This window comes from Hymenobacter caeli, from assembly GCF_013294115.1.
Lineage (GTDB): Bacteria > Bacteroidota > Bacteroidia > Cytophagales > Hymenobacteraceae > Hymenobacter > Hymenobacter caeli.
The window spans coordinates 1-25,754 of the sequence record NZ_JABSNP010000021.1; the positions used below are offsets into that span (position 1 = coordinate 1).

25 protein-coding genes, 1 pseudogene and 1 riboswitch are annotated in these 25,754 nt (G+C 63.6%); of the genes and pseudogenes, 13 read left to right on the plus strand and 13 right to left on the minus strand.

Going from position 1 to position 25,754, the window contains the following annotated elements; translation table 11 throughout:
- Nucleotides 1-134 precede the first annotated feature (134 nt).
- The 10 genes and pseudogenes from HNP98_RS17965 to HNP98_RS18010 all read right to left on the minus strand — a co-directional run.
- Nucleotides 135-308 (minus strand): annotated as a pseudogene (locus tag HNP98_RS17965) (acyl-CoA dehydrogenase family protein); the annotation flags it as partial.
- A 31-nt stretch (nucleotides 309-339) separates the two neighbouring features.
- Entirely contained in the window at nucleotides 340-708 is a 369-nt protein-coding gene (locus HNP98_RS17970) for a hypothetical protein (RefSeq protein WP_173811564.1), read from the minus strand.
- Complete coding sequence (locus tag HNP98_RS17975; protein ID WP_173811565.1) at nucleotides 705-929, minus strand: hypothetical protein; 225 nt, start codon at nucleotides 927-929, stop codon at nucleotides 705-707. Before HNP98_RS17975 ends, HNP98_RS17970 begins: the two co-directional genes overlap by 4 nt.
- A gap of 14 nt (nucleotides 930-943) precedes the next feature.
- Complete coding sequence (locus tag HNP98_RS17980; protein WP_173811566.1) at nucleotides 944-1,360, minus strand: hypothetical protein; 417 nt, start codon at nucleotides 1,358-1,360, stop codon at nucleotides 944-946.
- A 64-nt stretch (nucleotides 1,361-1,424) separates the two neighbouring features.
- On the minus strand, nucleotides 1,425-2,660 hold the full coding sequence (locus tag HNP98_RS17985) for an acyl-CoA dehydrogenase family protein (RefSeq protein ID WP_246275206.1): 1,236 nt from the start codon (nucleotides 2,658-2,660) through the stop codon (nucleotides 1,425-1,427).
- Nucleotides 2,661-2,717: 57 nt separating this feature from the next.
- Nucleotides 2,718-3,539 carry an ATP-binding cassette domain-containing protein gene (locus HNP98_RS17990; RefSeq protein ID WP_173811567.1) on the minus strand — a complete coding sequence of 274 codons (822 nt, stop codon included), beginning with the start codon at nucleotides 3,537-3,539 and terminating at the stop codon, nucleotides 2,718-2,720.
- Between the two features lie 16 nt (nucleotides 3,540-3,555).
- Nucleotides 3,556-4,236: a molybdate ABC transporter permease subunit gene (gene modB, locus HNP98_RS17995; RefSeq protein WP_173811568.1), complete on the minus strand. Its 681-nt coding sequence runs from the start codon at nucleotides 4,234-4,236 to the stop codon at nucleotides 3,556-3,558.
- Nucleotides 4,237-4,245: 9 nt separating this feature from the next.
- Entirely contained in the window at nucleotides 4,246-4,764 is a 519-nt protein-coding gene (locus tag HNP98_RS18000; protein WP_173811569.1) for a hypothetical protein, read from the minus strand.
- 64 nt (nucleotides 4,765-4,828) lie between these two features.
- A complete protein-coding gene (modA, locus tag HNP98_RS18005; protein ID WP_217425829.1) occupies nucleotides 4,829-5,593 on the minus strand; it encodes a molybdate ABC transporter substrate-binding protein in 765 nt (254 codons plus the stop codon).
- Nucleotides 5,594-5,727: 134 nt separating this feature from the next.
- Entirely contained in the window at nucleotides 5,728-8,187 is a 2,460-nt protein-coding gene (locus HNP98_RS18010; protein ID WP_173811571.1) for a TonB-dependent receptor, read from the minus strand.
- 61 nt (nucleotides 8,188-8,248) lie between these two features.
- A riboswitch (TPP riboswitch) is annotated at nucleotides 8,249-8,352 on the minus strand.
- A gap of 163 nt (nucleotides 8,353-8,515) precedes the next feature.
- Between HNP98_RS18010 and HNP98_RS18015 the strand changes: the two genes are divergently transcribed.
- The gene (locus HNP98_RS18015; RefSeq protein WP_173811572.1) at nucleotides 8,516-8,737 is read left to right on the plus strand and encodes a hypothetical protein; all 222 of its coding nucleotides are present in this window, start codon (nucleotides 8,516-8,518) and stop codon (nucleotides 8,735-8,737) included.
- Nucleotides 8,738-8,828: 91 nt separating this feature from the next.
- Here the strand turns inward: HNP98_RS18015 and HNP98_RS18020 are convergent, their stop codons facing one another.
- From HNP98_RS18020 to HNP98_RS18030, 3 genes are all read right to left on the minus strand, one after another.
- Nucleotides 8,829-10,091 (minus strand): BamA/TamA family outer membrane protein, encoded by a 1,263-nt coding sequence (locus HNP98_RS18020; RefSeq protein ID WP_173811573.1) that lies wholly within the window; start codon nucleotides 10,089-10,091, stop codon nucleotides 8,829-8,831.
- Nucleotides 10,092-10,216: 125 nt separating this feature from the next.
- On the minus strand, nucleotides 10,217-11,095 hold the full coding sequence (locus HNP98_RS18025) for an aldose 1-epimerase family protein (RefSeq protein ID WP_173811574.1): 879 nt from the start codon (nucleotides 11,093-11,095) through the stop codon (nucleotides 10,217-10,219).
- 35 nt (nucleotides 11,096-11,130) lie between these two features.
- The gene (locus HNP98_RS18030) at nucleotides 11,131-11,664 is read right to left on the minus strand and encodes an AAA family ATPase (RefSeq protein ID WP_173811575.1); all 534 of its coding nucleotides are present in this window, start codon (nucleotides 11,662-11,664) and stop codon (nucleotides 11,131-11,133) included.
- A gap of 234 nt (nucleotides 11,665-11,898) precedes the next feature.
- Between HNP98_RS18030 and HNP98_RS18035 the strand changes: the two genes are divergently transcribed.
- The 12 genes from HNP98_RS18035 to HNP98_RS18090 all read left to right on the plus strand — a co-directional run bounded on the left by HNP98_RS18035 (nucleotide 11,899) and on the right by HNP98_RS18090 (nucleotide 25,555).
- Nucleotides 11,899-12,225 carry a rhodanese-like domain-containing protein gene (locus HNP98_RS18035; RefSeq protein ID WP_173811576.1) on the plus strand — a complete coding sequence of 109 codons (327 nt, stop codon included), beginning with the start codon at nucleotides 11,899-11,901 and terminating at the stop codon, nucleotides 12,223-12,225.
- Between the two features lie 121 nt (nucleotides 12,226-12,346).
- Entirely contained in the window at nucleotides 12,347-13,096 is a 750-nt protein-coding gene (locus tag HNP98_RS18040; RefSeq protein WP_173811577.1) for a YqjF family protein, read from the plus strand.
- Between the two features lie 121 nt (nucleotides 13,097-13,217).
- Nucleotides 13,218-14,057 carry a helix-turn-helix domain-containing protein gene (locus tag HNP98_RS18045; protein ID WP_173811578.1) on the plus strand — a complete coding sequence of 280 codons (840 nt, stop codon included), beginning with the start codon at nucleotides 13,218-13,220 and terminating at the stop codon, nucleotides 14,055-14,057.
- Between the two features lie 539 nt (nucleotides 14,058-14,596).
- Entirely contained in the window at nucleotides 14,597-15,598 is a 1,002-nt protein-coding gene (locus HNP98_RS18050) for a VOC family protein (RefSeq protein ID WP_173811579.1), read from the plus strand.
- 135 nt (nucleotides 15,599-15,733) lie between these two features.
- A complete protein-coding gene (locus HNP98_RS18055; RefSeq protein ID WP_173811580.1) occupies nucleotides 15,734-16,834 on the plus strand; it encodes an alpha/beta hydrolase family protein in 1,101 nt (366 codons plus the stop codon).
- A gap of 5 nt (nucleotides 16,835-16,839) precedes the next feature.
- Nucleotides 16,840-17,883, plus strand: coding sequence for an SMP-30/gluconolactonase/LRE family protein (locus tag HNP98_RS18060; RefSeq protein ID WP_173811581.1), 1,044 nt, complete (start codon nucleotides 16,840-16,842; stop codon nucleotides 17,881-17,883).
- 4 nt (nucleotides 17,884-17,887) lie between these two features.
- Nucleotides 17,888-18,661 (plus strand): SDR family NAD(P)-dependent oxidoreductase, encoded by a 774-nt coding sequence (locus HNP98_RS18065; RefSeq protein ID WP_173811582.1) that lies wholly within the window; start codon nucleotides 17,888-17,890, stop codon nucleotides 18,659-18,661.
- Between the two features lie 41 nt (nucleotides 18,662-18,702).
- Nucleotides 18,703-19,815, plus strand: a complete 1,113-nt coding sequence (locus HNP98_RS18070; RefSeq protein ID WP_173811583.1) for an FAD-dependent oxidoreductase — start codon at nucleotides 18,703-18,705, stop codon at nucleotides 19,813-19,815.
- 103 nt (nucleotides 19,816-19,918) lie between these two features.
- Nucleotides 19,919-20,830: a fumarylacetoacetate hydrolase family protein gene (locus tag HNP98_RS18075; protein ID WP_173811584.1), complete on the plus strand. Its 912-nt coding sequence runs from the start codon at nucleotides 19,919-19,921 to the stop codon at nucleotides 20,828-20,830.
- 11 nt (nucleotides 20,831-20,841) lie between these two features.
- Complete coding sequence (locus tag HNP98_RS18080; RefSeq protein WP_173811585.1) at nucleotides 20,842-21,597, plus strand: cyclase family protein; 756 nt, start codon at nucleotides 20,842-20,844, stop codon at nucleotides 21,595-21,597.
- A gap of 65 nt (nucleotides 21,598-21,662) precedes the next feature.
- Complete coding sequence (locus HNP98_RS18085; RefSeq protein WP_173811586.1) at nucleotides 21,663-22,460, plus strand: SDR family NAD(P)-dependent oxidoreductase; 798 nt, start codon at nucleotides 21,663-21,665, stop codon at nucleotides 22,458-22,460.
- A gap of 152 nt (nucleotides 22,461-22,612) precedes the next feature.
- Nucleotides 22,613-25,555 carry a TonB-dependent receptor gene (locus HNP98_RS18090; protein ID WP_173811587.1) on the plus strand — a complete coding sequence of 981 codons (2,943 nt, stop codon included), beginning with the start codon at nucleotides 22,613-22,615 and terminating at the stop codon, nucleotides 25,553-25,555.
- Nucleotides 25,556-25,754 lie beyond the last annotated feature (199 nt).

Below are 25,754 nucleotides of genomic sequence, written 5' to 3' on the forward strand. Positions count from 1 at the left end.
TTACGCCGTTTATCCGGCGTCTTCTTGGTCTTTTCTGCACTCATGACTCAGGAAATATACGTCCTGCTTCTGTGCGCCTTGACTAGACCACCTCAAGGCAGCCGCTTTTTACAGGTGTCACTTATTTTAAATTATTACTTAAACGCCTGTATACCCGTGATATCGGCCCCGGTGATGAGCAGGTGGATGTCGTGGGTGCCCTCGTAGGTGATGACCGATTCGAGGTTCATCATGTGGCGCATGATGGGGTACTCGCCCGTGATGCCCATGCCGCCGTGGATTTGGCGGGCCTCGCGGGCCACGTGCAGGCCATGCTGATTTGCGTGTTGGTGGCCTTGCTTACTCTTCGGTTATTTCTTGTATTAGCTGGGCTATTTCGTCTTTGCCAATCGAAGCTACTTCGGCTTTGTCGTAAATCGACAACAAGAACAGCTTCACCACCTGGTTTTTGGTGTCAATCACCCGGCGGTAGGTGATAACGCGGGCCCCGCCGCTTTTGCCACGGCTCTTGCTGGCGATGGCAATGCGAATTTTGTAGCAGTCCTGCCCCAACGGCTCGCCCTGCGCAGAATCCTGGCGGAGGGCCCCGGCCAACTGGCCCAATTCCTGTTTCAGCGAACGGTATTTTTTCAGCAGCGGCTTGGCTTCGCGGCGGAAATTAGCCGTGGTAACAACGGAGGCAACGGGCGGCCCGCTCGGGGCCTTCACAGCGAAGCTAAAAAATCATCTAAGCTGATTTCCGGCTGGCGGCCGGCCAGAATTTCCGGCACCTCGCGCAACGCCTCGCCAATGCCGCTCAGCACCAACGCGCGGCCGTGCAACTGCTGATAATACTGCTTCAACTCCAGCCAATCGGCCATCGGCAACACCACAGCCTTAGGCTTGCCGGCGGCATCGGTGAGGTATTGAAAGGAATCGGTGGCTGACATGAAAGCAAGGATTACTAATGCCCAAAGTAGATAACTAAGGCTTGGTTTGAAGCAGCCGCAGACCCTAAAAATTCTTGGATTTCGGTTATTACGCTTACGCAATGCTCAAGATAATCCCTTCGCTCATTTGAATTAGTCGATAACTCGCATCTATCAGCGTTTGAGTTTGCTACATCAAGCGGATTTAATGGAGTCAATAAGTCGCTGAACGCTCTTGTTTCTTCCGGATTAAATAAACTTAATCTACCACTAAGACCATTCTCCCAATTTCCTTGAATTTCATGTCCTTTTCTTATTATCGTCTGTCTGATGTTGTAATAATCAGCAAAGACTTCTGCAATAACAACAGGACTATAACCTAAAGTATAAGTAGAGTACTCGACTGATTTTGGTGTTAGGTAATAAGTTATAAATTCCTCGGAATTGACCACAAAATTATAAGCTTCATTGGGGCTTATTTTTTGGAATTCAAGATGTGCCCCCACGACCTTATTTTTACTTAAACGCCTGAATACCCGTAATATCGGCCCCGGTGATGAGCAGGTGGATGTCGTGGGTGCCCTCGTAGGTGATGACCGATTCGAGGTTCATCATGTGGCGCATGATGGGGTACTCGCCCGTGATGCCCATGCCGCCGTGGATTTGGCGGGCCTCGCGGGCCACGTGCAGGGCCATGTCCACGGAGTTGCGCTTGGCCATGCTGATTTGGGCGCTGGTGGCCTTGCCTTCGTTCTTCAAAACCCCTAAGCGCCAGGCCATGAGCTGGGCCTTGGTGATTTCGGTAATCATCTCGGCCAGCTTGCGCTGCTGGAGCTGGAAGGCGGCAATGGGCTTGCCGAACTGCTCGCGCTGGAGGCTGTATTTCAGGGCCGACTCGTAACAGTCGATGGCCGCGCCGATGGCGCCCCAGGCAATGCCGAAGCGGGCCGAGTCGAGGCAGCTGAGGGGGCCCCGGAGGCCCTCGATGTTGGGCAGGATGTTCTCCTTGGGAATCTTCACGTTGTCGAACACCAGCTCGCCGGTAGTGCTGGCCCGCAGGCTCCACTTGTTGTGGATTTCGGGGGTGGTGAAGCCTTCCATGCCGCGCTCCACGATGACGCCCTTGATGCGGCCCTGCTCGTTTTTGGCCCAAACCACGGCCACCTGGCACTCGGGCGAGTTGGATATCCAGAGCTTCGCGCCGTTCAGCACGTAGTGGTCGCCGGCGTCCTTGATGTTGGTGGTCATGCCGCCGGGGTTCGAGCCGTGGTCGGGCTCGGTGAGGCCGAAGCAGCCCAGCCACTCGCCGCTGGCCAGCTTGGGCAGGAACTTGCGCCGCTGCGCCTCCGAGCCGTACTGGTAGATGGGAAACATCACCAAGGAGCCCTGCACCGAGGCCGTGGAGCGCATGCCGGAGTCGCCGCGCTCGATTTCCTGCATAATCAGGCCGTAGCTGATGTAGTCCATCCCGCCGCCGCCGTACTCGGTGGGGACGGTGGGCCCGAAGGCCCCCACGTCGCCGAATTTGCGCACGATTTCGGAGGGGAAATGTGCCTGCTGGGCCCACTTTTCAATGTTAGGCGAAATCTCCTTTTTTACGAAGTCGCGGATGCTCTGGCGCACGAGGATGTGCTCCTCGGTGAGCAGGCCGTCGAGGTCGAAATAATCGGTGAAGCCGTTGGCGTTGGTGCTGCCGCCCTGGGCGGTGTGGGCTTTGGCTTCGGGGGCGAGGACGTCGGCAATGGAGGACATGGCGGGCAGGAATGGGTTTAGGCAAAGGTAACAGGGCGGGCCGGGGCGCGGTTCAGCCTACTGCACGCCCACCGTCAGCACCAGCGCGTCGCCGGGGGCGTAGGCGCGGCCGGGCGGGGCGGGCACATCCACCAGGGCGGGGCCGCCGGCCAGCTGCACCCGCAGCAGGCCGCCGGGCAGCAGCGCCACTACCCGGCCGGCCAGGGCGGGGGCGGGCAGCGCCGGGGGGCCCACGCGGCGCACCTGGCCCAGGTCCAGCTCCACCACGCGGTGGGCGAGGCGGGCAATTTCGGCCGGGTCGTGGCTGACGAGCAGCGTGGTGAGGCCAAACCGTTGGTGCACGTCGGCCAGCACCTGCTGGAGGCGCTGGCGGGTGGGCAGGTCGAGGGCGGCCAGGGGCTCGTCGAGCAGCAGCAGGCGCGGGCGGCGGGCCAGGGCGCGGGCCAGGGCCACCCGCTGCTGCTGGCCCCCGGACAAGGCCCCCGGGCGGCGCGGGGCCAGCTCGGCCAGCTCAAACGCGTCCAGCAGCTCAGTCACCAAGGGCCCCGCGCCGGGCTGCCCGGCGGCGGCGAAGGCCAGGTTTTCGCGCACTGTCAGGTGCGGAAACAGGGCGTAGTCCTGAAACACGAAGCCCAGCGGCCGCCGCTGGGGCGGCAGCCAACGGCGCGTTTCCTGCTCGTACCAGACCTGTTTTTCGACCCGCACGAAGCCACCATCGGGCCGGTCGAGGCCGGCCAGCAGGCGTAGCAGCGTGGTTTTGCCCGCGCCCGAGGGCCCGCTGACGGCCACCAGCTCGCCGGGGGCCAGGGCCAGGGCCACGTCGAGGGTGCGGGGGCCGGCGGCGGTATGCAAGGCTTTGCGGAGGTGGAAGTCAATCACGGGCGGCGCGGGAAGTTCACAGCAGGCGGCGGCCGGCATCTTTCTTGGTCAGGTAAAACAGGGTCACCAAAATGGCGAAAGCCACGACGAGCAGCGTGAGGGCGTAGGCGTTGGCCTGGGCGTAGTGCAGGGCCTGCTGCTCATCGTAGATGGCGATGGAGGCCACCCGGGTGCGGCCAGGCAGGTTGCCGCCAATCATCAGCACCACCCCGAACTCGCCCAGCGTGTGGGCGAAGGTGAGCACTGCGCCGCTGAGCAGCGCCGGCCGCATGTTGGGCAGCAGCACCCGCCACAGGGTCGTCAGGCGCGACTTGCCCAGCGTGTAGGCCGCCTCACTGAGCGAGCGGGGCACCTGCTGGAACCCCGCCTGCAACGGCTGCACCATGAACGGCAGGCTGTACACCAGCGACCCCACTAGAATGCCGGCAAACGTGAAGTTCAAGCTCAGCCCCAGCGTGTTAATCAAAAACCGCCCCAGCGCCGTGCCGTCGCTAAAGGCCAGCAGCAGGTAAAACCCGATGACGGTGGGCGGCAGCACCAGCGGCAGGCTCACCACGGCCTCCACCAGCGGCTTGAGGCGGTAGCGCCCGTGGGCCAGGCCGTAGGCCAACGGCACGCCCAGCGCCAGCAGCAGCACCGTGGTGCAAGCGGCCAGGCCCAGGGTCAGGCGCAGGGTTTGCCAGTAGTCGGGGGGCACTTTTTTCGTTTAAAATGGGAGTGGCAGTTCGTCAGATTTGCCGGGTGGCAAACCAGGTCGTCGGAATCGGTACTTCATTGCGTAGTATAAACCATCCATTTTATCCCAGTTTAACCCTGGCTCTAGAAGATAAGATAATTCCGATTCGATGTCGGCCGAAAAATCATAGGTTTGATTTTTCGGGCCAATAATGACCGGGAAGTATCGGGACTTTGGGTAGTCGTGGCACGGCCCGCTTTCTTCCATGCCCCAGCTACCGGCTATTCTGGACCGTAGCAGCTCGCCGCAGTAAGCAACCAACCCCTGAAAAAAATCGCGGGTGTGCCAGCCGGCCGCTTCCCGATGAGCTGCGATGAGTTTTTCGATTTCCGCCAGCTGTTCCAGGGTGCCATTTACTTCCAGGCCGTGGGCAAGGAGCAGGCCCTTACTGAATGCCAGGTGAGCCGGAAGTTTTTCCAGAAAGTCTGCATCGCAGCCCTCGGCTAGGATGGTGCGGCCGAAACCATCTGGATTTTCTACGATAATCATCGGGCAGGAAAAAAGGGTAGCCAGTAACAGGTAAAGTCACTCACGTTGCTGGGCAGCCTGAGCGTCACAGCCCGAACCCGTACTTGCGCAAGGCTTGCCGGGTAGCCGGGCCGCCCATAAAGGCCGCAAACGCCGCGGCAGTGGCGTTGCCCTGGGCCTGCTTCAGCAGCACGAAGCTCTGGCGCAGGGGCGTGTGGGCGGTGGCGGGGACGAGGTAGAAGCGGCCCGCCCGCCGCAGCTCGGGGCTGAGGGCCAGCGAGTACGCCAGGATGCCCACGTCGGCGGCCCCCGTGGCGGCGTACTGGGCGGCCTGGCCGATGTTTTCGCCCAGCACCAGGCGCGGCTGCACCCGGTCGTAGAGCTGGTAGTGGCGCAGGATTTCCTCGGCTTTCCGGCCGTAGGGTGCGTGGGCGGGGTTGGCGATGGCCACGTGCCGCACCCGCGGGTCGAGCAAGGTGTTCATGCCCTTGGCGGCGGGGTCGAGCTTTTTGCTCCAAAGCACCAGGCGGCCCAGCGCGTAGGGGCACGGGGCCCCCAGCGTGAGGCCCTGCGCCTGCAAGCGGCGCGGGTAGTCGCTGTCGGCCGAGAAAAAGACATCGAACGGGGCCCCGTGGCTGAGCTGCTCGTAGAACTTGCCCGACGAGCCGTACACCACGCTCACCTGGGCGGCGGGGTGCTGGCTTTTGAAGATGGTCACCAGCGAATCGAGCACGTATTGCAAATCGGCGGCGGCGGCGATGGTGACGGCCGGGGGGCCCGGCGCGGGCGCGGCCAGGGCGGGGCCCCCGGCGGCCAGCAGCAGGCAAAACAGGGATAAAAAGCGGAGCACGGCGATTACGGTAAAGGCCACCCGATAACTACCGGGTGGCCCTATGGTTATATCCGTAAAGATACTGCGCTCGTAGCGCGGACCCCAGGCCCCGCGCACCGGCTACCTGGCGGCTTCCGGTAAGCCACTAGGTTCTACCAGCGCAAATTCACCGAGGCCAGGAAGTTGGTGAAGGCCTGCGGGTAGTAGTAGCTGTAGTACTGCGGCTGGCCGCCGCTGATGTAGCCGTAGGTGTAGCCGTTGTTCACGTACTTGGCCCCCAGCACGTTGTTGAGCAGGCCCGCAATTTCTATTTCGCGGAACCCCAGCGTTGAGGGGTGCCAGAGGTAGCGCACGCGCACGTCCTGCACGTAGTAGGGCGCGATGCTGCGGCTCTCAGTACTGGTATTATCCAGGTACTGGCGGCCGGCGTAGCGGGCCAGCGTGGCCAGGCGCAGGCCGGGCAGCGGCTCGTACTCCAGGGTGTAGGCGAAGGTGACGCTGGGCGAGAACGAGATGTTGGTTTGCCGGAACGCGGTGCCCTGCTCGCCGCCGCTGTCGTAGTTGGTCAGGTAATCGGTGTAGTTGTTGATTTTGTTGCGGCTGAACGTGGCCGTGGGGCTGAAGGTGAGGCCCCGGGCCAGCCGCGCCGCCGCTTGCAGCTCCACGCCGGTGCGGTACGAGTCGCGCACGTTGGCGTGGATGGGGTTGCCCACGTCGTCGAGGTGCCCGCTCAGCACCAGCTGGTCGCGGTACAGCATCAGGTAGTAGTTGGCCGACCACTGAAAGGGCCCCGTGGTGCGGCGCAGGCCGGCCTCGAAGTTGTTGAGCATCTCGGCGGTGGGGCGGCGCTCGGCGGGCGTGTCGGTGTAGTCGGTGCGGGTGGGCTCGCGCTGGGCCAGGGCGTAGGAGGCGTAGGCCGCCAGCCCGTCCTTCACCTGATAGGTGAGGCCGGCCTTGGGGTTCAGGAAGCTGAACTTGATGGTTTGCTGGCTCTTGCCGCCGTTGGGGCTGCCGTCGGGCGCAAACAGCTCGTAGTTCACGTAGCGGTACTGCACATCCCCAAAAGCGGACAGCCGCTCGCCCAGGGCCAGCGTGGCGCGGGCGTAGGTGTTCAGGTCGAGCTTGTGGGCGTTGGGCTCCTGGTAGTAGGGCGTGCCGGTTTCGGGAATGTTATTGCCCCGCTGGGCCCAGGTCAGCTCGTCGAAATGCTGGCCGCGGTAGTTCACCAGGGCCCCGCCCAGGGTGAATGATTGAATGAGTGACTGCGTGTTCTGGGGCTGCAATTGCAGGGCGTAGGTGGCCCCGTAGAGGTCGGTTTTCAGCCAGCGCCGGCGAATCACGTCGGTCGTCGTCAGGGTGTCGAAGCCGCCGCCCCCGGCGCGGGGCTGGTACACGGGCCCCGAGATGCCGTACTGGGCAAAATCCTGGTTGGCCTTGTACTCTTCGTAGTAGCCGCCTCCGCGCGTCCAGAAGGGCGTCACGCTCAGGTTGAGGGTGGGCGTGAGCTGCCGCGAGACCAGGAGCTGGTAGTAGTCCTGCTGGTAGTTGTCGGTTTGGTTTTTATAGGCCGGCAGGTGCTGGCCGGCGTCGGTGCCGGCCTCGTTGTAGCGGCGGTTTTTGGTGAGCAGCGAGTCGGCCAGGCCGTACCAGCTTTGGTAGGTGGTTTCGTAGCCAGTGAGCACCAAGGCCCGGACCAGCGTCTTGGCGTCGGAATAGGTACCGGCCAAGTACAGCGACTTCAGCCGCGCCGCGCCGCGCTCCACGTAGCCGTCGCTCTGCACCCGCGAGGCGCGGGCATCGAGCGCGAAGTGGCCGTTCATCAGGCCCGTGCCGGCCATGATAGTCGATTTCCAGGTGCCAAACGAGCCGGCCGAGTTGTTGATTTCGGCGTAGGGCTGGGTGCGCAGGCCCAGGGTTTCCACGTTCAGGCTGGCCCCGAAGGCCCCCGCGCCGTTGGTGCTGGGCCCCGCCCCGCGCTGCACCTGGATGCTCTGCACCGACGAGGCCAGGTCGGGCAAATCAACAAAAAATACGCCGTGGCTCTCGGCCTCGTTCACCGGCACCCCGTTCAGCGTCACGTTGATGCGGGTGCCGTCGGTGCCGCGGATGCGCAGGCCGGTGTAGCCCACGCCGGTACCCGCGTCGGAGGTCGTGACCACGCTCGGCGTCTGGTCGAGCAGGTAGGGAATGTCCTGGCCGAAGTTGCGGGCCTGGAGCTGCTCGCGGCCCACGTTTTGGTAGGCCGTACCGGTGCGCTCGTTGGCGCGGGTGGCCGTGACCACGGCCTCGGGCGTGAGGTTGCGGGCCGCTTGCAGGGCCATTGGGGGCAGCTGCTGGGGTTCGGGCTGGCCTTGCAGCGGCAGTGTTTGGGCTTCGAAGCCCACGTAGCTGGCCCGCAGCGTGTGGGGGCCGGCGGGCACGGCGGGCAGCGCAAAGCGGCCGGCGGCGTCGGTGGTAGCGCCCAGGCCGGGCACATCGGGCAGGGTAATGGTGGCCCCGGGCAGGGCCGCGCCCCGGGCATCGGTGAGGGTGCCGGACACGGGGCCTTGCGCCCAGACAGGCGCGGCAGCCAGCGCCAGCAGCGCGGCCCCCGCAAAGGGTAGAATTTTCAAAAAAGTAACGAAAAAGGTAGAACGCACCCGGGCCCCAGGGGTCGGAGCCGAGGCGGAAACGTCCGCGGATTGTTTATTTCCCTTCGCCGGCATTACCCGGTTCAGGTTCGATGGGTATCATCTCAGCCGGCGTCGTGCACAACGCCAGCACCCCTAAACAGGGCGCAAAGATAGGCCCCGCGCGTGCCGCCGGGGCCCGGGCCCCGGATTTTATGTTCCGGTTGAAAACCTTTTGCCGAAAATCAGTTAATTTAGGGGGCCGGGCGGGCGCAACGCAAGGGGCCTTCCGTGCGTTGTTGCCCCGCCGCCCTTTTTCCGTTCGCCTGCCATGTACCAGCTTATCTACGCCGTTGCGCTTTGTGCCGTGCTGTTGTTTGTGCTAACGGTGCCGCGCCGCCGGGTGGGCCCGCCCCCGCCCCCGCCCGACAACGACGACGACGGCGGCGAGCCCCACGACCCCGGCCTGCCCGACCTGGACCTGCCGCCGGGCATCTCGCGGCCCATCAACGACTGGGAACCCGACTACAACCGCCCCCGCGTGGGCGCGTAGCTTCTTATAAATGTGAAAAAGGTGGGGGAAGTGAGCATGGGGAGATTATTCATTTCCCCATGCTCACTTCCCCCACCTTTTTCGCGTTCTTTTAAAATACTTCGCCCACGTTGAACGACAGGCTGCTGGAACCCTGGATGCCCCGGGCGTAGTCCACGCCCAAGTTGGTGCGCGACACCTTGTTGAGGCTTAGGCGCAGGCCCGCGCCCACGGCGGGGGCCACTTTGTCGTAGCGCTTGGCGATGGGCTCGTCGACTACCTGGGCGTCTTCCGACACGGACTGGGCGTTGGCGAACACCACCCCGCCCAGCAAGCGGTTGCGGGTGATGCCGAAGCGGTACTCGCTTTCGAGGTACAGCAGGTTTTTGCCCCGGAACCGGCCCTGGATGTAGCCGCGGCCCAGGTTGCTGTACATGTCCCAGCCGGTGCTGGGCAGGTCCAGAAACGGCGGCTCGCCGCTCAGCGTGAGGGCGTTGTACGACCAGAAGGCCAGCACGTTGGCCGAGCGGCGGCTGGGGCGCAGGTACGCCCGGCCTTCGAGCAGCAGCGACTGATACTTGCCGCCGTTGCCGGGGCCGCCGCTGCTTTCGCTTTGGCGGTTGGGCCGGTACACCGCGCTGAGGTAGGCCCCGTGCGCGGCATTGGTGGCGTTGGTGCGGCTGTCGTAGAGCAGGCTCAGCACGGGGCCCAGCGACTGGGAGCGGCCCGACACCCCGTCGCGGTAGCGCGAAATGGCGCGGACCTGACGCTGGCCGTTGCGGCTCACGATGTTCCAGTGGTCGTCGAAGGCCACGCCCAGCCCGGCGTAGAAGTTGGGGGCCAAGCGGCGCAGCACGCTCTGGTACAGCCGCAGGTAGTCGTAGTCCATCGTCACCACTTGCTCGGTGGTGGTGTGCATGCCCAGGCCGTAGGTGCTTTGCGGGTAGTGCATGATGCGCCAGTCACCGACGAAGTTCCAGCGGTTGCCGGCCGCCCACAGCGACGACGTGGCCGTGAAGATGGCCTGCGCGTGGGCCGTGTAGATGAGGGCCCCGAGAATGGTGGAAAGGTTGGCCCGGGGGGCCTGGAACGCCACGTTGGTGGCCACTTCCACCAGCCCGCCGGTTTGCTGCGAGTAGCCCACCGCCGGCAGCAGCGCCACAAACTTGCCGCCCCGCGCCAGGGCCAGCGAGTCGTGCGGCACCAGGCGCAGGCGCGGCACCGCGGCGTTGGCCAGGTCCACGACGTCGGCCGGGGCCGGCCGGGGCCGGGGCGCGGGGCGGCGCAGGCTGTCGGCCGGCGCGGGCGCGGCCACTGCCCCCGCGGCCAGCAGCAGCCCGCCCAGCAACAAGCAATACCTTACGCGGAGGGGCATGGCAGGAGGTTCAGCAGCAAAAGAGTAACGGAGCAAAGGCGCAGCTTCCGGTTCAGACTGCTTTCGCGGCCGCGGGCTTAATGCCCTGCTCAGACAACGAAATCCCGCCGGAGGTTTCGGCGGGCTCAGCCGATTTCGATTTCGTAGGTGGCCGCGAAGCCCTGGCCGGGCCCCAGCGTGAGGATGCCCTCTTTGTCGCGCAGCTCCTGCGGGGGCCCCACGGGGCTGGCCACCCCGTGCCACGGCTCGATGCACACGAACGCCGCCCCGGGCCCCTTGGTCCACAGGCCCAGGTAGGGAAAGCCGTCGAAGCGCAGGCGCACGAAGTGCGGCGAGCCGTGGGCGCGCAGCGCCAGGCGCGTAAAGTCGTAGTGCGCCAGCACCAGCGCGTCGTCGGCAAATAGGGCATAGGTGAGCGGCAGGGCGGTTTGCTGGTGCAGCACGGGCGCGGTTTCGCCGGTGCGCAGGCCCCCGCGCAGCAGCTGGCGGCGGAGCGTCACGGGGTGGTCAAACTCAAAGTAATAGTCTTCGAATTGCTCCTGCCCGGGGCGCAACGGGCAGCAAAAAGCCGGGTGGGCCCCGATGCTGAACAGCAATTCTTCGGGGGCCCCGGCGGGGTTGCGCACGTCCCAGCGCACGGCCAGGGCGGTGCCGCGCAAGGTGTAGGTGATGTCCAGCGCGAAGGCAAACGGGTAGTTGGCGCGGGTGTCGGCCGAGTCCGTCAGGCGAAAGGCCAGCTCGGTGGCGGAATGGCGCAGCACGGCAAAGGCCTGGTCGCGGGCGAAGCCGTGCTGGCCCAGCGTGTAAGCTTGGCCCTGGTGCAGGTAGGTATCGCCGGGCAGGCGGCCCACGATGGGAAAGAGCACCGGCGCGTGGCGGCCCCACACGGCGGGGTCGGCGGCCCACACGTATTCCCGGCCGGCGGCCGCGAAGCTAGTCAGCTCGGCCCCGTGGGCGGCAAAAGCGGCCCGGCAGTGGTCGTTGGCAAGGATGAGGTCGGGCATGGGGCGGAGCAAGGCAAACGGTTAGCGCCCCTAAGCTACGGCCGCGGCCCTGCGCGCAACAGCGCATCCACCAGCCGCCGGGCCGTGGCAAAGCGCTGCGCCGGGGCCCCCCAGATTTCGGCGAAGTTGGCCGCGCCGCCCGCCAGCTCGCGCTGGTAGAGGCGGTAGAAGTGCTGGCGCAAGTGGGGCTCGGGGTGCTCGCGCAGCGGGTCGGGCTCCCAAGGCATGTCCACGCCCATGAGCAGCACGAGGTCGTAGCGCTGCTGCGCCACGCGCCGGGCAATCCAGTCGGGGCAGCGGCCAAAGGCGTGCTCGGCCCAGATTTTTATCACCAGCAAATCGGTGTCGCAAAACACGACGCGGCCGGTGGCGGCCGCCGCCTGCGCTTCGGCCGCCAGCTGGCCCCGGGCAATGGCTTCGAGGTCGGCCAGCGCGTAGGGCGGCCGGCGGCCGGCCAGGTAGGCGCGGGCGTACTCGGGCGCGCAGGGCGCGTGGTAGTGGGCGGCCAGCTGCTGGCACAGCGTCGATTTGCCCGTCGATTCCGGGCCGGTCAGCGCGATGCGGAGCATGGGTAGCAGCGGATACTCATGAGAAAAAGAAGGAACCGGGAAGGGCTACCCCGGGCAAAGGTGCGGGCGGCCCGCACTTTCCTGCCAAGCCGCACCCCCGGAAAACACAAATAACAATTTGAACAACTACTATACGGCAAGTAAAGCTTGTCATAATGCCATTCAGGGCAAATTTAAGGCCTCGCCGAGTCGTCGGGGAACGTATCTTTGTCTTTTCTACCAGTTGTTAGTTTTATGGTTATCGCCGCTATCAGTCCTGTTCAATTGGCGGCCCGGCTCGCGGCCGGCGAGTTCCTGCACCTGATCGACGTGCGCGACCCGATTGAGTTCGACTACTGCCACCTGCCCGGCAGCGTGCTGGTGCCGCTCGACGAGTTGCCCCAGCGCACCGCCGACGTGCCCGCCAACGGCGAGGTGGTGCTCGTGTGCCACCACGGCGTGCGCTCGGCCCAGGCCATCAGCTACTTGCAGCAGCGCCACGGCCGCCACAACCTGCTGAACCTGCGCGGCGGCATCGACGCCTGGAGCCGCGAGGTGGACCCCACCCTGCCCAAGTACTAGGGCCGTTGCCGGCGGGCAACCAGCCGTTGCCAGTGCACAGTTGACGGGCGCGGAGGCCCCACCCAGGGCCCTTTTCCCCTGCCGCTTGTTCATGGCCCGCTGCTCACCGACAACCGCTTTCATGCCCACTCCCACCCTGGCCGGCCGCCTGGCCCTGCGCCAGCCCCCCGCCGGCCCGCCCCTGATGCGCCAAAGCTGGGGCGACCTCCTCTTCATGCACTGGCCGGTGCCGCCGGCGGTGCTGGCCCCCTACCTGCCCCCGCGCCTGGCCCTCGACCTGCACGACGGCCACGCCTGGCTGGCCATTGTGCCGTTTCGGATGTGGGACGTGCGCACCCGCTTCACGCCGCCCATCCCCGGAGCCAACCAGTTCCTGGAGCTGAACGTGCGCACCTACGTGCACCTCGACGGCGTGCCCGGCGTGTGGTTTTTGTCGCTCGACGCCACCAACGCCCTGGCCGTGTGGGCGGCGCGCACGGTTTTTCACCTGCCCTACCTGCGCGCCCGCATGGCGCTGGCCCGCCCCGCCCCCAACCAGGTGCGCTACACCGCCCGCCGCACCCACGGCGGGGCCCCGGCCGCGCACTTCGCCGCCACCTGGCGCGTGGGCGCACCGCTGCCGCCCGCGGCCACCGCGCCCGGCTCGCTGGCCTTTTTCCTCACCGAGCGCTACTGCCTGTACGCCGCCTGGGGCCCCCGCCTCTACCGCGGCCGCATCCACCACGAGGCCTGGCCGTTGCGCGGAGCTGAGCTGCTGGAATTCGACTCGAACTTAATCGAAGCGCACGGCCTGCCCACGCCCGCCGGGGCCCCGGTGCTGTACGCCGGAGGCCCCCTGGCCGTGGAGCTGTGGTGGCTGCAACGGGTATGAGGGTAGGCAAGGCCCGGCCGGCCCCCGGCGGCGTGGGCAACTCCCGGCGTTAATGGCTTAATTTAATGGCTCAATTACCAAAGGGACCCGCTTTGCGGGCCGCTAGCGGTTTACCATTGCAATGAAAACGAAGGCTCTTATCCCGCTACACGACCTGCACGCGAATTATTTTCTGATCGGCCAGATTGAAAAGGCGGACTCGGTGCGTTTCGGCGTGCACCACCGCCACCAGTTTTACGAAATCCTGTGGTTTACCTCAAACGGGCAAGACCACAGCGTTGACTTTGAAGATTATCCCGTTTGTAAAAACTTGGTTTATTTCCTGGCCCCCGGCCAGGTCCACGCCATGCCGGGGCCCCGGCCCACGGGCTTCGTCATCGCGCTGGCCCCCGAGTTTGTGAACGGCATCCCCGAAGCGTACCTCAAGCACCTTTTCAACCTGTCGGTGAACGAGGGCATCCAATTGATCGACGAGCAGCTGCCGCCGCTGGAGCTGCTGGTGCGCCTGCTGCAACTGGAGCAAGCCGGTGGGCAGCACCCGCTGGTGGTGCAATCTTACGTCAAGGCCTTTTTGCTTCACATTTACCAAGCCACCCGCGAGACCAACCCCGCCGTGGCCCAGTTCAGCGACAAGCGCTTGGTCACGCTGTCGGCCCTCATCCAGCAGCATTACCGGGAAGAGCGGAAAACCGATTTCTACGCCGACCACCTGGGGCTGACGCCCCAACGGGTGAACGAGCTACTGAAGGAGAAATGGGGCTATACCATCACCCAAGCCATTCACAACCAATTGATACTGGAAGCTAAACGCAGCATCAGCTTGTGTGAGAGGAGCTTTAAAGAAATTGCCTTCGACCTGGGTTTCAACGAGCAAGCCTACTTCAGTCGGTTTTTTAAAAAGCAAACCGGCATCACCCCCGAAGCTTTCCGGGAAAAGATCCTCGCGCGCACTTCCTCATGAGTATTTAAGCGAAAGCATTCTGCAAAAATGCCCTGGGCGGGTATGAACGTGAGTGCATGCTCACCTTCATACCCGCCCAGGGCATTTTTGTACCTAACCACTTCTGCAAAGGCCTGTTATGATTTAAGCAAAATCAGGTTCTAACGGGCCATTGTATTCGAAAAGAACGAAATAGTAAGCCAGCAGACTCAGAGATATTTCGCTCAAAAACCGGGTACCCACCCAAGCTTTTTGAAGGCCGGGGCAGTAAAGTTTTCAGATTGTCCTAGTCAAGTAGCGAATAATATTCTTGATCGGGGCTTGATAAGCAGTCCCTTTGTAGCAGTAAGTAATCACGCACTTTTTAACCAAGGGTGGCTACCGGAATCCATCAGGCACAACCTGCACAGCTTGGTCCGCCGGGCATTGCGAAGGCTGCATTCATCACTGGTTAAGATTCATTACTGGTTAAGAACAATTTGACGCTACAAAAACAGCAACGTTGGCCCGCTCCGCCACATTGCCAGCCCTGCACCTCATCCAAAAATTAGCGCTCCGACATGGCCAAGAACCCCCACTTCATTTCCCAGCTCGCCCACATCGAGCTCTACAGCCCCAAAGTCGAGGAAACGGTTAAATTCCTGACCGATATTGCCGGCCTGGACGAAACCGGCCGCGACGAAACCTCGGTGTACCTGCGGGCCTGGGGCGACTACTTCCACCACACGCTCAAAATTACGCACCGCGACCAGCCCGGCATGGCCCACTTGGCCTGGCGCGCCGACTCGCCCGAGGCGCTCGAAGATGCCGTGCAGCACCTGGAGAGCACGGGGGCCGGCATTGGCTGGGTAGAAGGCGACTTGGGCCACGGCCGCGCCTACCGCTTCCACTCGCCCGACGGGCACGTGCACGAAATCTTCTGGGACGTGGTGTGGCTGCGCGAAACGGGCCAGCGCGGCAGCGTGTTTGCCGACCGCTACGCCAGCAACCGCCGCCGCGGCATGTCGCCGCGCCGCTTCGACCACGTGACGCTGTTCACGACCAACTACGTGGCCGACCGCGAGTTCTACAAGGCCCTGGGCATGAAGAACCCCGACGAGGTGCGCATCACCGACGAGATGCCGGCCGTGGGCGGCCTGTTCACCATCGGCAATTTGTCGCACGACATTGCCGTGTTTTCCGACCCCAAGGGCGTGCCCGGCCAGGGTTCGTTCAACCACGTAGCCTTCAACTTCGACAGCCGGGAGGAAGTGCTGCTGGCCTGCGACTGGGTGATTGAGAACGGCTACCAGCTGGAAATGGGGGCCCCCACCCGCCACAAGGCCGACGAAGGCTTCTTCATCTACGTCATCGAGCCGGGCGGCAACCGCTTCGAGTTCTACGCCGCGGCCCGCCTCATCTTCGCCCCCGACCACGGGCCGGATGTGCATTATTTGAAAGACAACCCCAACGACGCCTGGGGCATCACCAGCCCCTGGACCAAAGACGGCAGCCTGAAGGAAGGCCAGGACAGCAAGTACCAGAAGAAAGACTTGGTGCAGAAGGAATTGGAAGTAGAGTAGCCTTTGCGTTGAGCTGTTAGTTATTGGCTTTTAGCTATTGGCTTTTCACCCATCGAAAACCTAATTCTCTGTCTTCTGCATCACTAGTTCAAAAGCTAATAGCTATCAGCTAGTAGCTAACAGCTTAAAAGAAAAATGTGGCATTTTTTTCCGGAGAACTACATGTTCTCGTACCAGGTGCAGCGCGCGCTGACGCAGAGCCTCTACGGCGGCGGCGAAACCAACGAGGTGCTGGACACGGCCAGCAAAATCGAGGTAGGCAACCTGGAGAGCTTCCATAAGGAGTGGCTGGCCCAGGGCCGCCGCTCGCTGTCCGAAGCCAACCAGGCGCTGGACGAGGGGCGCACCATTTCGGCGCGGGCGGCTTTTTTGCGGGCGGCCAACTACCTGCGCACCTCCGAGTTTTTTTTGCTGCCCACCGATGGCCGCAAGTTTCCGACCTATCAGAGCAGCGTGGCCGCCTTCCAGAAGGGCGCGGCGCTGCTGCCTACTCCGCCCCGGCGGGTGGAAGTGCCGTTTGAAGGCTCGACGCTGCCCGGCTACTACGCGGAGGCCCCCGGCGGCGCGGGCGGCCCGCTTATGATACTGTTTGGCGGCCTCGACTCGACGGCGGAGGAGTTCTTCTTCGGGCCGGCCCAGCTGCTGAACGAGCGCGGCATTTCGCTGCTGATGCTGGACGGGCCGGGCCAGGGCGGGGCCCTGCGCCTCCACCACCTCCACCACCGCTTCGACTACGAGGTGGCTGGCACGGCGGCGCTCGACTGGGCCTTGGCCAACCTGCCCATGGACCCCCAGCGCATCGGCATTATGGCCGTGAGCATGGGCGGCTACATGGCGGCCCGCATTGCGGCGTTTGAGCCGCGCTTCAAGGTGTGCGCCATCTGGGGCGCGGTGTACGACTACCACGAAATCTGGGCCAACCGGCCCGATACCCACCCGCTGGCCACCATCCTGCAACACATTGTGGGCGTGGACAATATGAAGGATGCGCGGGAGAAGCTCTCGCACTACAACCTGCGCGGCGTGGCCGAGAAAATCTCGATGCCCACCTACATCCTGCACGGCGAAGACGACCGCCAGAACCCGGTGAGCCACGCCTACCGCACCTTCAACGACCTCACCTGCCCGCGCACCCTCAACGTGGTGCCCGCCAGCTCGCCCGGCTCGGCGCACTGCCAGATTGACGGCTTCACGCGCACCTTCCCGATGTACGACTGGATTCAGAAAACGCTGTAAGCCACATGCTCGCCACTGCTCCTTCCCCCACCCTTAACCCGCTGAAGAACTGGCAGGTAAACCGGGCCGACATCCAGTATCTCGGCCACGATTTGCAGCGGCCGGAGTGCGTGCTGGCCGAGCGCGACGGCACCGTGTGGACCGCCGACGCCCGCGGCGGCATGATGCGCCTCGACCCCGACGGCACCCAGCAATTGGTGACGCCGTTCGTAGAAAACCCTACCCCCCCGGCGGGCGGCAACTCGTTTGAAACGCGCTACGTGCAGTCGGTCGGCTCGCTACCCAACGGCGTTTGTTTTGCGGAAAACGGCGATTTCGTCATCGCCAACTGGGGCACCGATGCCATCGAAACCATGACCCGCGAGGGGCATTTGCGGACGCTCTATACCGCCATCGACGGGCAGCCGCTGGGCAAGGCCAACTTCCCGCTGCGCGACTCGAAGGGGCGTATCTACTTCACCGTCACCACTCGGGAGCAGCCCTGGACCGGGCAGCTCAACACCAAAACCGCCGATGGCTACATCGGGCTGATTGACGAAAATGGCATCCGCATCGTGGCCGAGGGCTTTTGCGGGACGAACGAAATCCGCTTCGACCCGCGCGAGGAATGGCTGTACGTGGTGGAAAGCACGGGCTGGAAAATCTCGCGCCTGCGGGTGCAGCCCGACGGCTCGCTCACCGACCGCGAGGTGTACGGCCCCGCGTCGCTGGGTGGCTTCCCCGATGGCTTTGCTTTCGATACCTTTGGTAATCTGTGGATTACGCTCATTTTCACCGACGAGCTGATTGCGCTAACGCCTGACGGCGAAATCCTGACCTTGCTCGACGACAGCAACCCAGCGACCAAAAAGCGCCTGTTCGACCACTTCCACGCCGGCACGCTGACGCCTGAGATTATGGGCGCCACGCACGGCACGGTGGCCCCGTGGCTGTCGAGCCTCACGTTTGGCGGGCCCGATATGCGCACCGTGTACCTGGGTAGTTTGCGCGGCACGCGGGTGCCGTATTTCCGCAGCCCGGTGGCAGGCCAACCCATGATTCATTGGTAAAGCCATGACCAGCAACCTCTTCGACCTGACCGGCAAAGTAGCCCTCGTAACGGGGGCCAGCAGCGGCATGGGCCAGGCCATTGCCCTGGCTATGGGCCAGCACGGGGCCACGGTGGTAGTGTCGGGCAACGACGCGGCAGCCTGCGCGGCTACGGTGCAGGACTTTGCTGGCCAAGGCATTACGACCCTGGCGGTGTCCTGCGACATGGGCGACCCAGCCCAGGTGCAGCAGCTGGCCGACACGGCCCTGGCGCAGTTCGGCCGGGTCGATGTGCTGGTATCGTGCGTGGGCGTGGCCCCAGTGGGCTCCGTTTTGGACCTCGACGCAAACGATTTCGAACGCACGATGGCCCTCAACCTGCAGAGCGCCATGTACCTGACCAAGCTGCTGGTGCCGCAAATGGTGGCGCGGCAAGACGGGGCCCTGATTTACCTGGCCAGCATTGCCGGGGTGCGCGGTAACCGCAGCATCGGCCTCTACGGCGTGTCGAAGGCCGCGCTGATGCAGCTGGCGCGCAACCTGGCGGTGGAGTTCGGGCCGGCGAATATCCGGGCCAACACCATCTCGCCGGGCGTGATTGAAACCGCATTTGCCCGGCCCATGCTCGAAAGCCCGGAGGTGATGGCCAAACGCCTGGCCGCTACCCCCTTGCGCCGGGTGGGTCAGCCTGAGGAAGTAGCCGGCGTGGCCGTGCTGCTGGCCAGCCAGGCGGGCGGCTTCATCACCGGCCAGAACCTGGTGGTGGACGGCGGCACCGTGATAAGCGACGGCAACTGATTGATTTACAAAACTTAACCAAGTTATTAAATTCCCATCTGATGTTGACAGAAAACAAGGTACTCGTAGTTGGCGGCGGCATCGCCGGACTTTCGCTGGCCATCAGCCTGCGCAAAAGCGGCGTGGCGGTGGACATCGTGGAGCTGAAAAAGGAATGGACGGTGTACGGCGTGGGCATCATCATTCAATCGAATGTGATGCGGGCGTTCAACGAGTTGGGCGTGCTCGACAAGTTCATGGACCGGGCTTACCCCTTTGAGGTGGTGACGGTGGAGTCGCCGCGGGGCGAAATGGTGATGCCCGGCCACCGCCTGGCCGGCCCCCAGTACCCGCCCAACTGCGGCGTGTCGCGCCCGGCCCTGCACAAAGTACTGACCAGCACGGCATTGGAAACCGGTACCAACGTGCGCCTGGGCGTGACGCTGGCCAGCTACACCGAAACCGAGCACAACATCACCGCCACCTTCACTGATGGCAGCACCGGTACCTACGACCTCATTGTGGGGGCCGACGGCACTTACTCGAAGGTGCGGGAAATGATTTTCCCGGAGGTGAAGCCCCGCTTTACGGGCCAGGCCGTGTGGCGCTATAATTTTCCGCGCTCGGTAGACCATCTGGCCAACTACATCGGCCGCGATGGGCTGGCCGCCGGCCTCTGCCCGCTGGCCGAGGACCTGATGTACATGTACTGCACCTCGAACGAGCCGACCAAGCCCCGCATTGCCGACGAGGACCTCGCCGCCCAGATGCGCGACCGCCTCAAGGGCCACACCGGCGGCATCATCGCCGAGCTGCGCGACCAGATTACCGAAAACAAAGGCGTGGTGTACCGGCCCATGGAAGTAGTATTCGTGCCCGAAAAGTGGTACAAGGGCCGGGTAGTGCTCATCGGCGACGCGGCCCACTCGACCTCGCCCCACATCGGGCAGGGGGCCGGCATTTCGGTGGAAGACGCCCTGGTGCTGGGCGAGGAGCTGGTGAAAGACCAGCCGCTGCAAACCAGCCTCGACAACTTCATGACCCGCCGCTACGCCCGCTGCAAGATGGTGTGCGACGTGGCCGACCAAATCGGCGAATGGGAAATGGCCGGCACCATGGGCGACCGGAATAAGCTCACCGCGGAGGCGCAGCAGGCGCTGGCCCAGCCTTTATAAGAAGCTGTTAGCTACTGGCTGTTGGCTGTTAGCTCTCCATCGTTTCCATTGCTTTCACCTCAAAAAAGCTAACGGCTAGCAGCTATTAGCTAACAGCTTAAAAATGAAATTCGTCACCTTCCAAAGCGCTGAACACGAAAGCCGGGCCGGCCTGCTGCTCGACCGGGGCATCGTGGACCTGCACCAGGCCAGCCAGGGCCAGCTGCCGGCCGACATGCGCGGCTTCATCGAAGGCCAGGACAAGTTCCTACCCCTGCTGGCCGAGCTGAAGCTGACGGAAGCCGCTCCTACCCACCAGCTGGCCGATGTGCGGCTGCTGGCCCCGCTGCCCAACCCCAGCAGCTTCCGCGACTACGTAGCCTTCGAGCGGCACCTCATCAACGCCACCAGCCGGGCCGGCCACACCCTGGCCGAGGAGTGGTACCAGATGCCAATTTTCTACTTCTCCAACCACGAAAGCATCCACGGGCCCGGCGACGAGGTGGCCCGGCCCAAAGGCTGCCAGCGACTGGATTACGAGCTGGAGCTGGCCTGCATCATCGGCAAAACGGCCCGCGATGTAAAGGCGGAGGACGCGGACGAGTACATTTTCGGCTACGCCGTGCTGAACGACTGGAGCGCCCGCGACATCCAGATGCCCGAGATGAAGGTGCACCTGGGCCCCGCCAAGGGCAAGGACTTTGCCACCTCGCTGGGGCCCTGGCTCGTGACCAAGGACGAGCTGGCCGCTTTTGCCACCCACAACCACCGCTTCGACCTGCGCATGACGGCCACCGTGAACGGCCGCCTGCTCTCCGACGGCAACTACCAGACGGTGCACTACACCTTCGGCCAGATGCTGGAGCGCGCCTCCAAGGGCGTGACGCTGCGGCCGGGGGCCATCCTGGGCTCGGGCACCGTGGGCTGGGGCTGCCTGCTGGAGCTGGGCCCCGAAACCCACCGCTGGCTGGAGCCCGGCGACGTGGTGGAGCTGGAAATCACCGGCCTGGGCAAGCTCACCAACACGATTGTTTAGCCGGTATTTCCATGAAAATCATCGACTTGAGCTGCCCAATTGACAACCGCGTGCAAGACCCCTTGCCGCTGTCCATTGCGTGGTCGTCGCACGAGGAGGGGGCCAACGTGGTGGGGCCGCGCCTGTTTGGCGTGCCCAGCTCGGCCTTCCCCGACGGGCTGGCGCTGGCCGGTGAAACGCTGACGCTCAACAGCCACGCCGGTACCCATGTGGACGCGCCCTGGCACTACGGGCCGACTTCGGAAGGCCGGCCGGCCCGCACCATCGACCAGCTGCCGCTGGAGTGGTTTTACGGCGACGCGGTGGTGCTGAATTTTACCGATAAGCCGGCCGGCTACGAGTTTTCGGTGGCTGACTTGCAGGAGAAATTAGCGGCTCTTGGCTACACCCTTAAGCCGTTCGACATCGTGCTGGTGCGCTGCGATGCCGACAAGAAGATGTTTGAGCCGGAGTTTGCCAAAATCCACGTGGGCGCTTCGGTGGAGGCCACGCGCTGGCTCATCGACCAGGGCATCAAGGTGATGGGTACCGATGGCTGGGGCTGGGACACGCCGCTGCACGTGCAGTCGGCTGACTACCACGCCAACCCCCGGCCCGGCGTGGTGTGGGCCGCGCACTTCGTGGGCCGCGAGCGCGAATACTGCCAGATTGAGAAGCTCGCCAACCTGGACCAATTACCACCTTTCGGCTTTAAAATCAGCGCTTTTCCCATTAAAATAACCGGTGGCAGCGGCGGCTGGACCCGCGCCGTAGCCTACCTCGACTAACGACTTTCTCCCTGCTGATAATCAATATTTTATTCAACCTGCCTTCCGCTTTTTTTCTAATTTTTATGACTAGTCAAGTCCCTACCCCCCTGTTGCCCCGCCGCTTCGCCGGCAAGGTGTGCGCCGTAACGGGGGCGGGCTCGGGCATCGGCCGGGCCACGGCGCTGGCCTTCGCCAGCGAGGGCGGGCAGGTAGTGGTGGCCGATGTGGACGAAGCCGGCGGCCAGGAAACGGTGAAGCAGATTGAAGCCGGCGGCGGCGAGGCGGTTTTCATCCGCACCGACATCGCCAGCCGGGCCGATGTGAAGGCAATGGTAGCCCTGGCCGTGAGCCAGTTTGGTCGCCTCGATTGCGCGGTGAACAACGCCGGCATCACGGGCGGCGTGAACGCGCCGACCGGCGACTACCCTGAGGAGGCGTGGACGAAAGTGCTGGCCGTGAACCTGACCGGCACCTGGTACTGCGTGCAGGAAGAGCTGGCCGCAATGCTTCCGCAGGGCAGCGGCACCATCGTGAACGTGGCCTCGGCCGCGGGCCTGCACGGGCACCCCAATAACGTGTCGTACGCCGCCTCGAAGCACGGCGTGGTAGGCCTCACCAAAACGGCGGCTTTGGAATACGCCACCCGTGGCATCCGGGTGAATGCGCTGTGCCCCACCGGCATCGAAACGCCCATGATTATGGACGGCCGCCTCAACCTGCGCAATAATCCCGAGGCCCTGGCCAAGTTCTCGGGCCAAGCCGCCCTCAAGCGCCTCGGCCGGCCCGAAGAGGTGGCCGACGTGGCCCTGTGGCTGTGCTCCGAGCAATCCTCTTTCATTACCGGCCACGCGCTGGCGGTGGACGGCGGGGCCTTTGCGTGAAAATTGAACAACGACTGTTTAGGGCCAACGCTCTGCCTTAGTTTAATTATAAAATACTGACAATCAATATTTTGATAATAAACTCAGCCTTCCCCGTCTACTAACCAACCACTACCCGGCCCCGCTTTTTCCCATCCTAATTCCTTAAGCCCATGAACTCCCACCTACGAATTTTCGTGCGCCACCTCTTTGCCACGCTGGTGCTACTGGGGCTGGCCGCGCCGCTGGCCTTCGCCCAATCCGGCCGGATTGCGGGCAAAATAACCGACACCAAAGGCGGCCCCCAAATCGGGGCCACGGTGGTGGTGGAAGAAACCAAGGCCGGGGCATCGACCAACGCCGACGGCACGTTTTTGATTAACAACGTGCCCAACGGCAGCTACACGCTGCGCGTGTCCTACGTGGGGGCCTTGTCGCAAACCAAGCGCGTAACGGTGCCGGGGGCCGAAAACGTGGCCATGACGCTCCAGGAAGACACCAAGAGCCTGGACGAGGTTATCGTGACCGGCGTGTTCGACAAGCGGACGCGCATGGAATCGTCGGTGGCCATTTCGACCCTGAACGCCAAGCAGATAGACCGGCTGGTGCCCCAGAGCGCGGCCGACCTGCTCAAGAACGTGCCGGGCGTGTACGTGAACACGTCGGCCGGCGAGGTGCACAACGTGGTGTACTCGCGCGGGGTGTCGGCCAACTCGGTGGGCTCGCTGGCCGACCCCACCAACGGCTACTACTACGTGTCGCTGCAAGAAGACGGCCTGCCGGTGACAGCGGTGTCGAGCGGCACGATTTCGTCCGACTACTTCTTTCGCAACGACGCCACCATTCAGCGCCTGGAGGCGGTGCGGGGCGGCACCTCCAGCATTACGAGCGCCAACGCGCCGGGCGGCATCTTCAACTTTTTGACCAAGACCGGCGTGACCGAGGGCCAGAACGAGGTGCGCCTGCGCTACGGCCTGGAGGGCAACGGCAAGCAGCCCTACTACCGCGCCGACGTGAACTACGGCGACAAAATCGGCGATAAGGGCCTGAGCTACAACGTAGGCGGCTTCTACCGCTACGCCAACGGGGCGCGCTACGCGGGCTACCCCTTCAACGAGGGCGGCCAATTCAAATTTAATATTACCAAGGCCTCCGAAAAGGGCTCCATCCGCTTCTACGCCAAGTACCTGGACGACCACAACGGCGTGACGGTGCCACTGGTGGGCCAGGGCTTCAACAACGACATCCGGCTGGCCCCCGGCGTGGAAAAAACCGACTCCTACCTGCTCAACGGCGTGAGCACCCAGATACCCAACGGCTCGGCCACCAACCTCATCACCTTCGACCCCACTAACCTGGCGCACTCCCGCGACTTCACGGCCGGCCTGAGCTTTAACTACGACCTGAGCGACACCTGGACGCTGACCAATAACGGCAAGTACAGCCGCAAAAACCTGGACATCGACACCAACATCGCCACCAATTTCACCTACCTCAACGACTTCGTGACGGGCGTGTTTACGGGCTCGCTGAACCTGGGGCCGGGCCTGGTGACCTACCGCGACCGCAGCACCGGCGCAGTGCTGGCCCAGGTGCAGCAGGGATTTGCGCAGGTACCGGGGGCCCCGGCCGGCACGCTGATGCCCACGAGCACGGTGCTGAACTCGACCCTGAACGGACCCGTGCCTAACGCCCTGCGCTACAGCGGCTCGCTGAAGAGCCAGACCAAGCTCGACGAGTTCGTGGACCAGCTCACGCTGAGCAAGCGCCTGGCCAACGGCAGCATCAACGGGGGCATCTTCTTCAGCAGCAGCCACATCGTGGGCGCCCCCGAGATGCTGGGCGCGGTGCTGGGCCTTTCTCAAATTGGTAGCCGCGCCGATTTGGTGGACGTGACGTTTCAGCACACGGGCGGGCCGATGGGCGGGCCGGGGCCGGGGGTAGGCCCCGTGTACCAGGTGTCGCAGCCGGGCACGGGCTACCTCAAGCTGGGCGGCTCGTTTGGCTACGGCAACTACGACTACCAGAACAACCAAATTGCCGGCTTCCTGGGCAACACGCTCAACTTCGGCGAGCAGCTGAGCCTCGACTACGGCGTGCGCTTCGAGCACATCAGCCTCAAGGGCACCAACTTCCGCACCGTGCCGGCCAACCCCACCGGCGACCCGAATTTTGGGGGCATTGACGGCAACCCGCTCACCATCTACGACAACTACTACGGGGTGCTGGGCCAGAACAACGTGGCCTTCAACAAGCAGCTGAACACCTTCTCGTACTCGGCGGGCCTGAACTACAAAATCAACGACCGCAACGCCGTGTACGTGCGCTACACCCGCGGGCAGAAGTCGCCGGATTTGTCGTTCTACCAAACCTACCAGACCGGCGACATCGCCAACGGCAACGACCCGCAAAACCAGAACATCAACCAGGTGGAGCTGGGCTATAAGGTGAAAACCAACGCGTTGAGCCTGGCCCTGACGCCCTTCTACAGCCTGCTCAGCAACGTGGGCACTACCACGCTGGCCAACGACGAGAACAACCAGCTCTACTACACGCCCATTTTCTACAACAAGGTGCAAACCTTTGGGGTAGAGCTGGAAGGCGACTACACGCCCTTCCGCAGCCTCAATATTCGGGGTGCCGTGACGGTGCAGAGCGCCAAGTACCCGACCTGGAAAACCTACAACGTGGGCGGTAACGGCCGCGCCGACGACGTGGTGGTGGACTACAGCGGCAACAAGGCCGAAAACAACCCCAGCGTCATCATCACCCTGACCCCCACCTACTCGGTAGGCAAGTTCTACGCCTTGGTGCAGTGGAAATACCTCGGCGACCGCCAGGCCAACCAGGGCAACGCCTACTACCTGCCCGCCTTCAGCCAGTTCGACGCCGCGGCCGGCTACAGCTTCACCAAAAAAATCTCGATGGCCCTGAACGTCAACAACATCTTCGACGTGCTGGGCATCATGGGCTCGTCGTCGCCGGGCAGCATCCTGGAGTCGTTCAGCCCCCAAAACCTGACCAAAGCGCAGGTGCAGGCCAACCCGAATGCCGTGCACAGCATCGTGCCCATTCAGCCGCGGGCGTACTTTTTGTCGGCGGTGTATAAGTTTTAGGTAGCTGCCCTGGCGTGCGCCTCACCCCTAGCCCCTCTCCGAAAAGGAGAGGGGGACTAGCTTTTAGTTCTAATTCTAGTTTAGTGATTTCCAATTTTTTACAAACTATAACTAGAAGCTAGTTCCCCTCTCCTTTTCGGAGAGGGGCTAGGGGTGAGGCGCTGCGTAAGCGCCGCTTTCCCGGCCAGAATGCTCATAA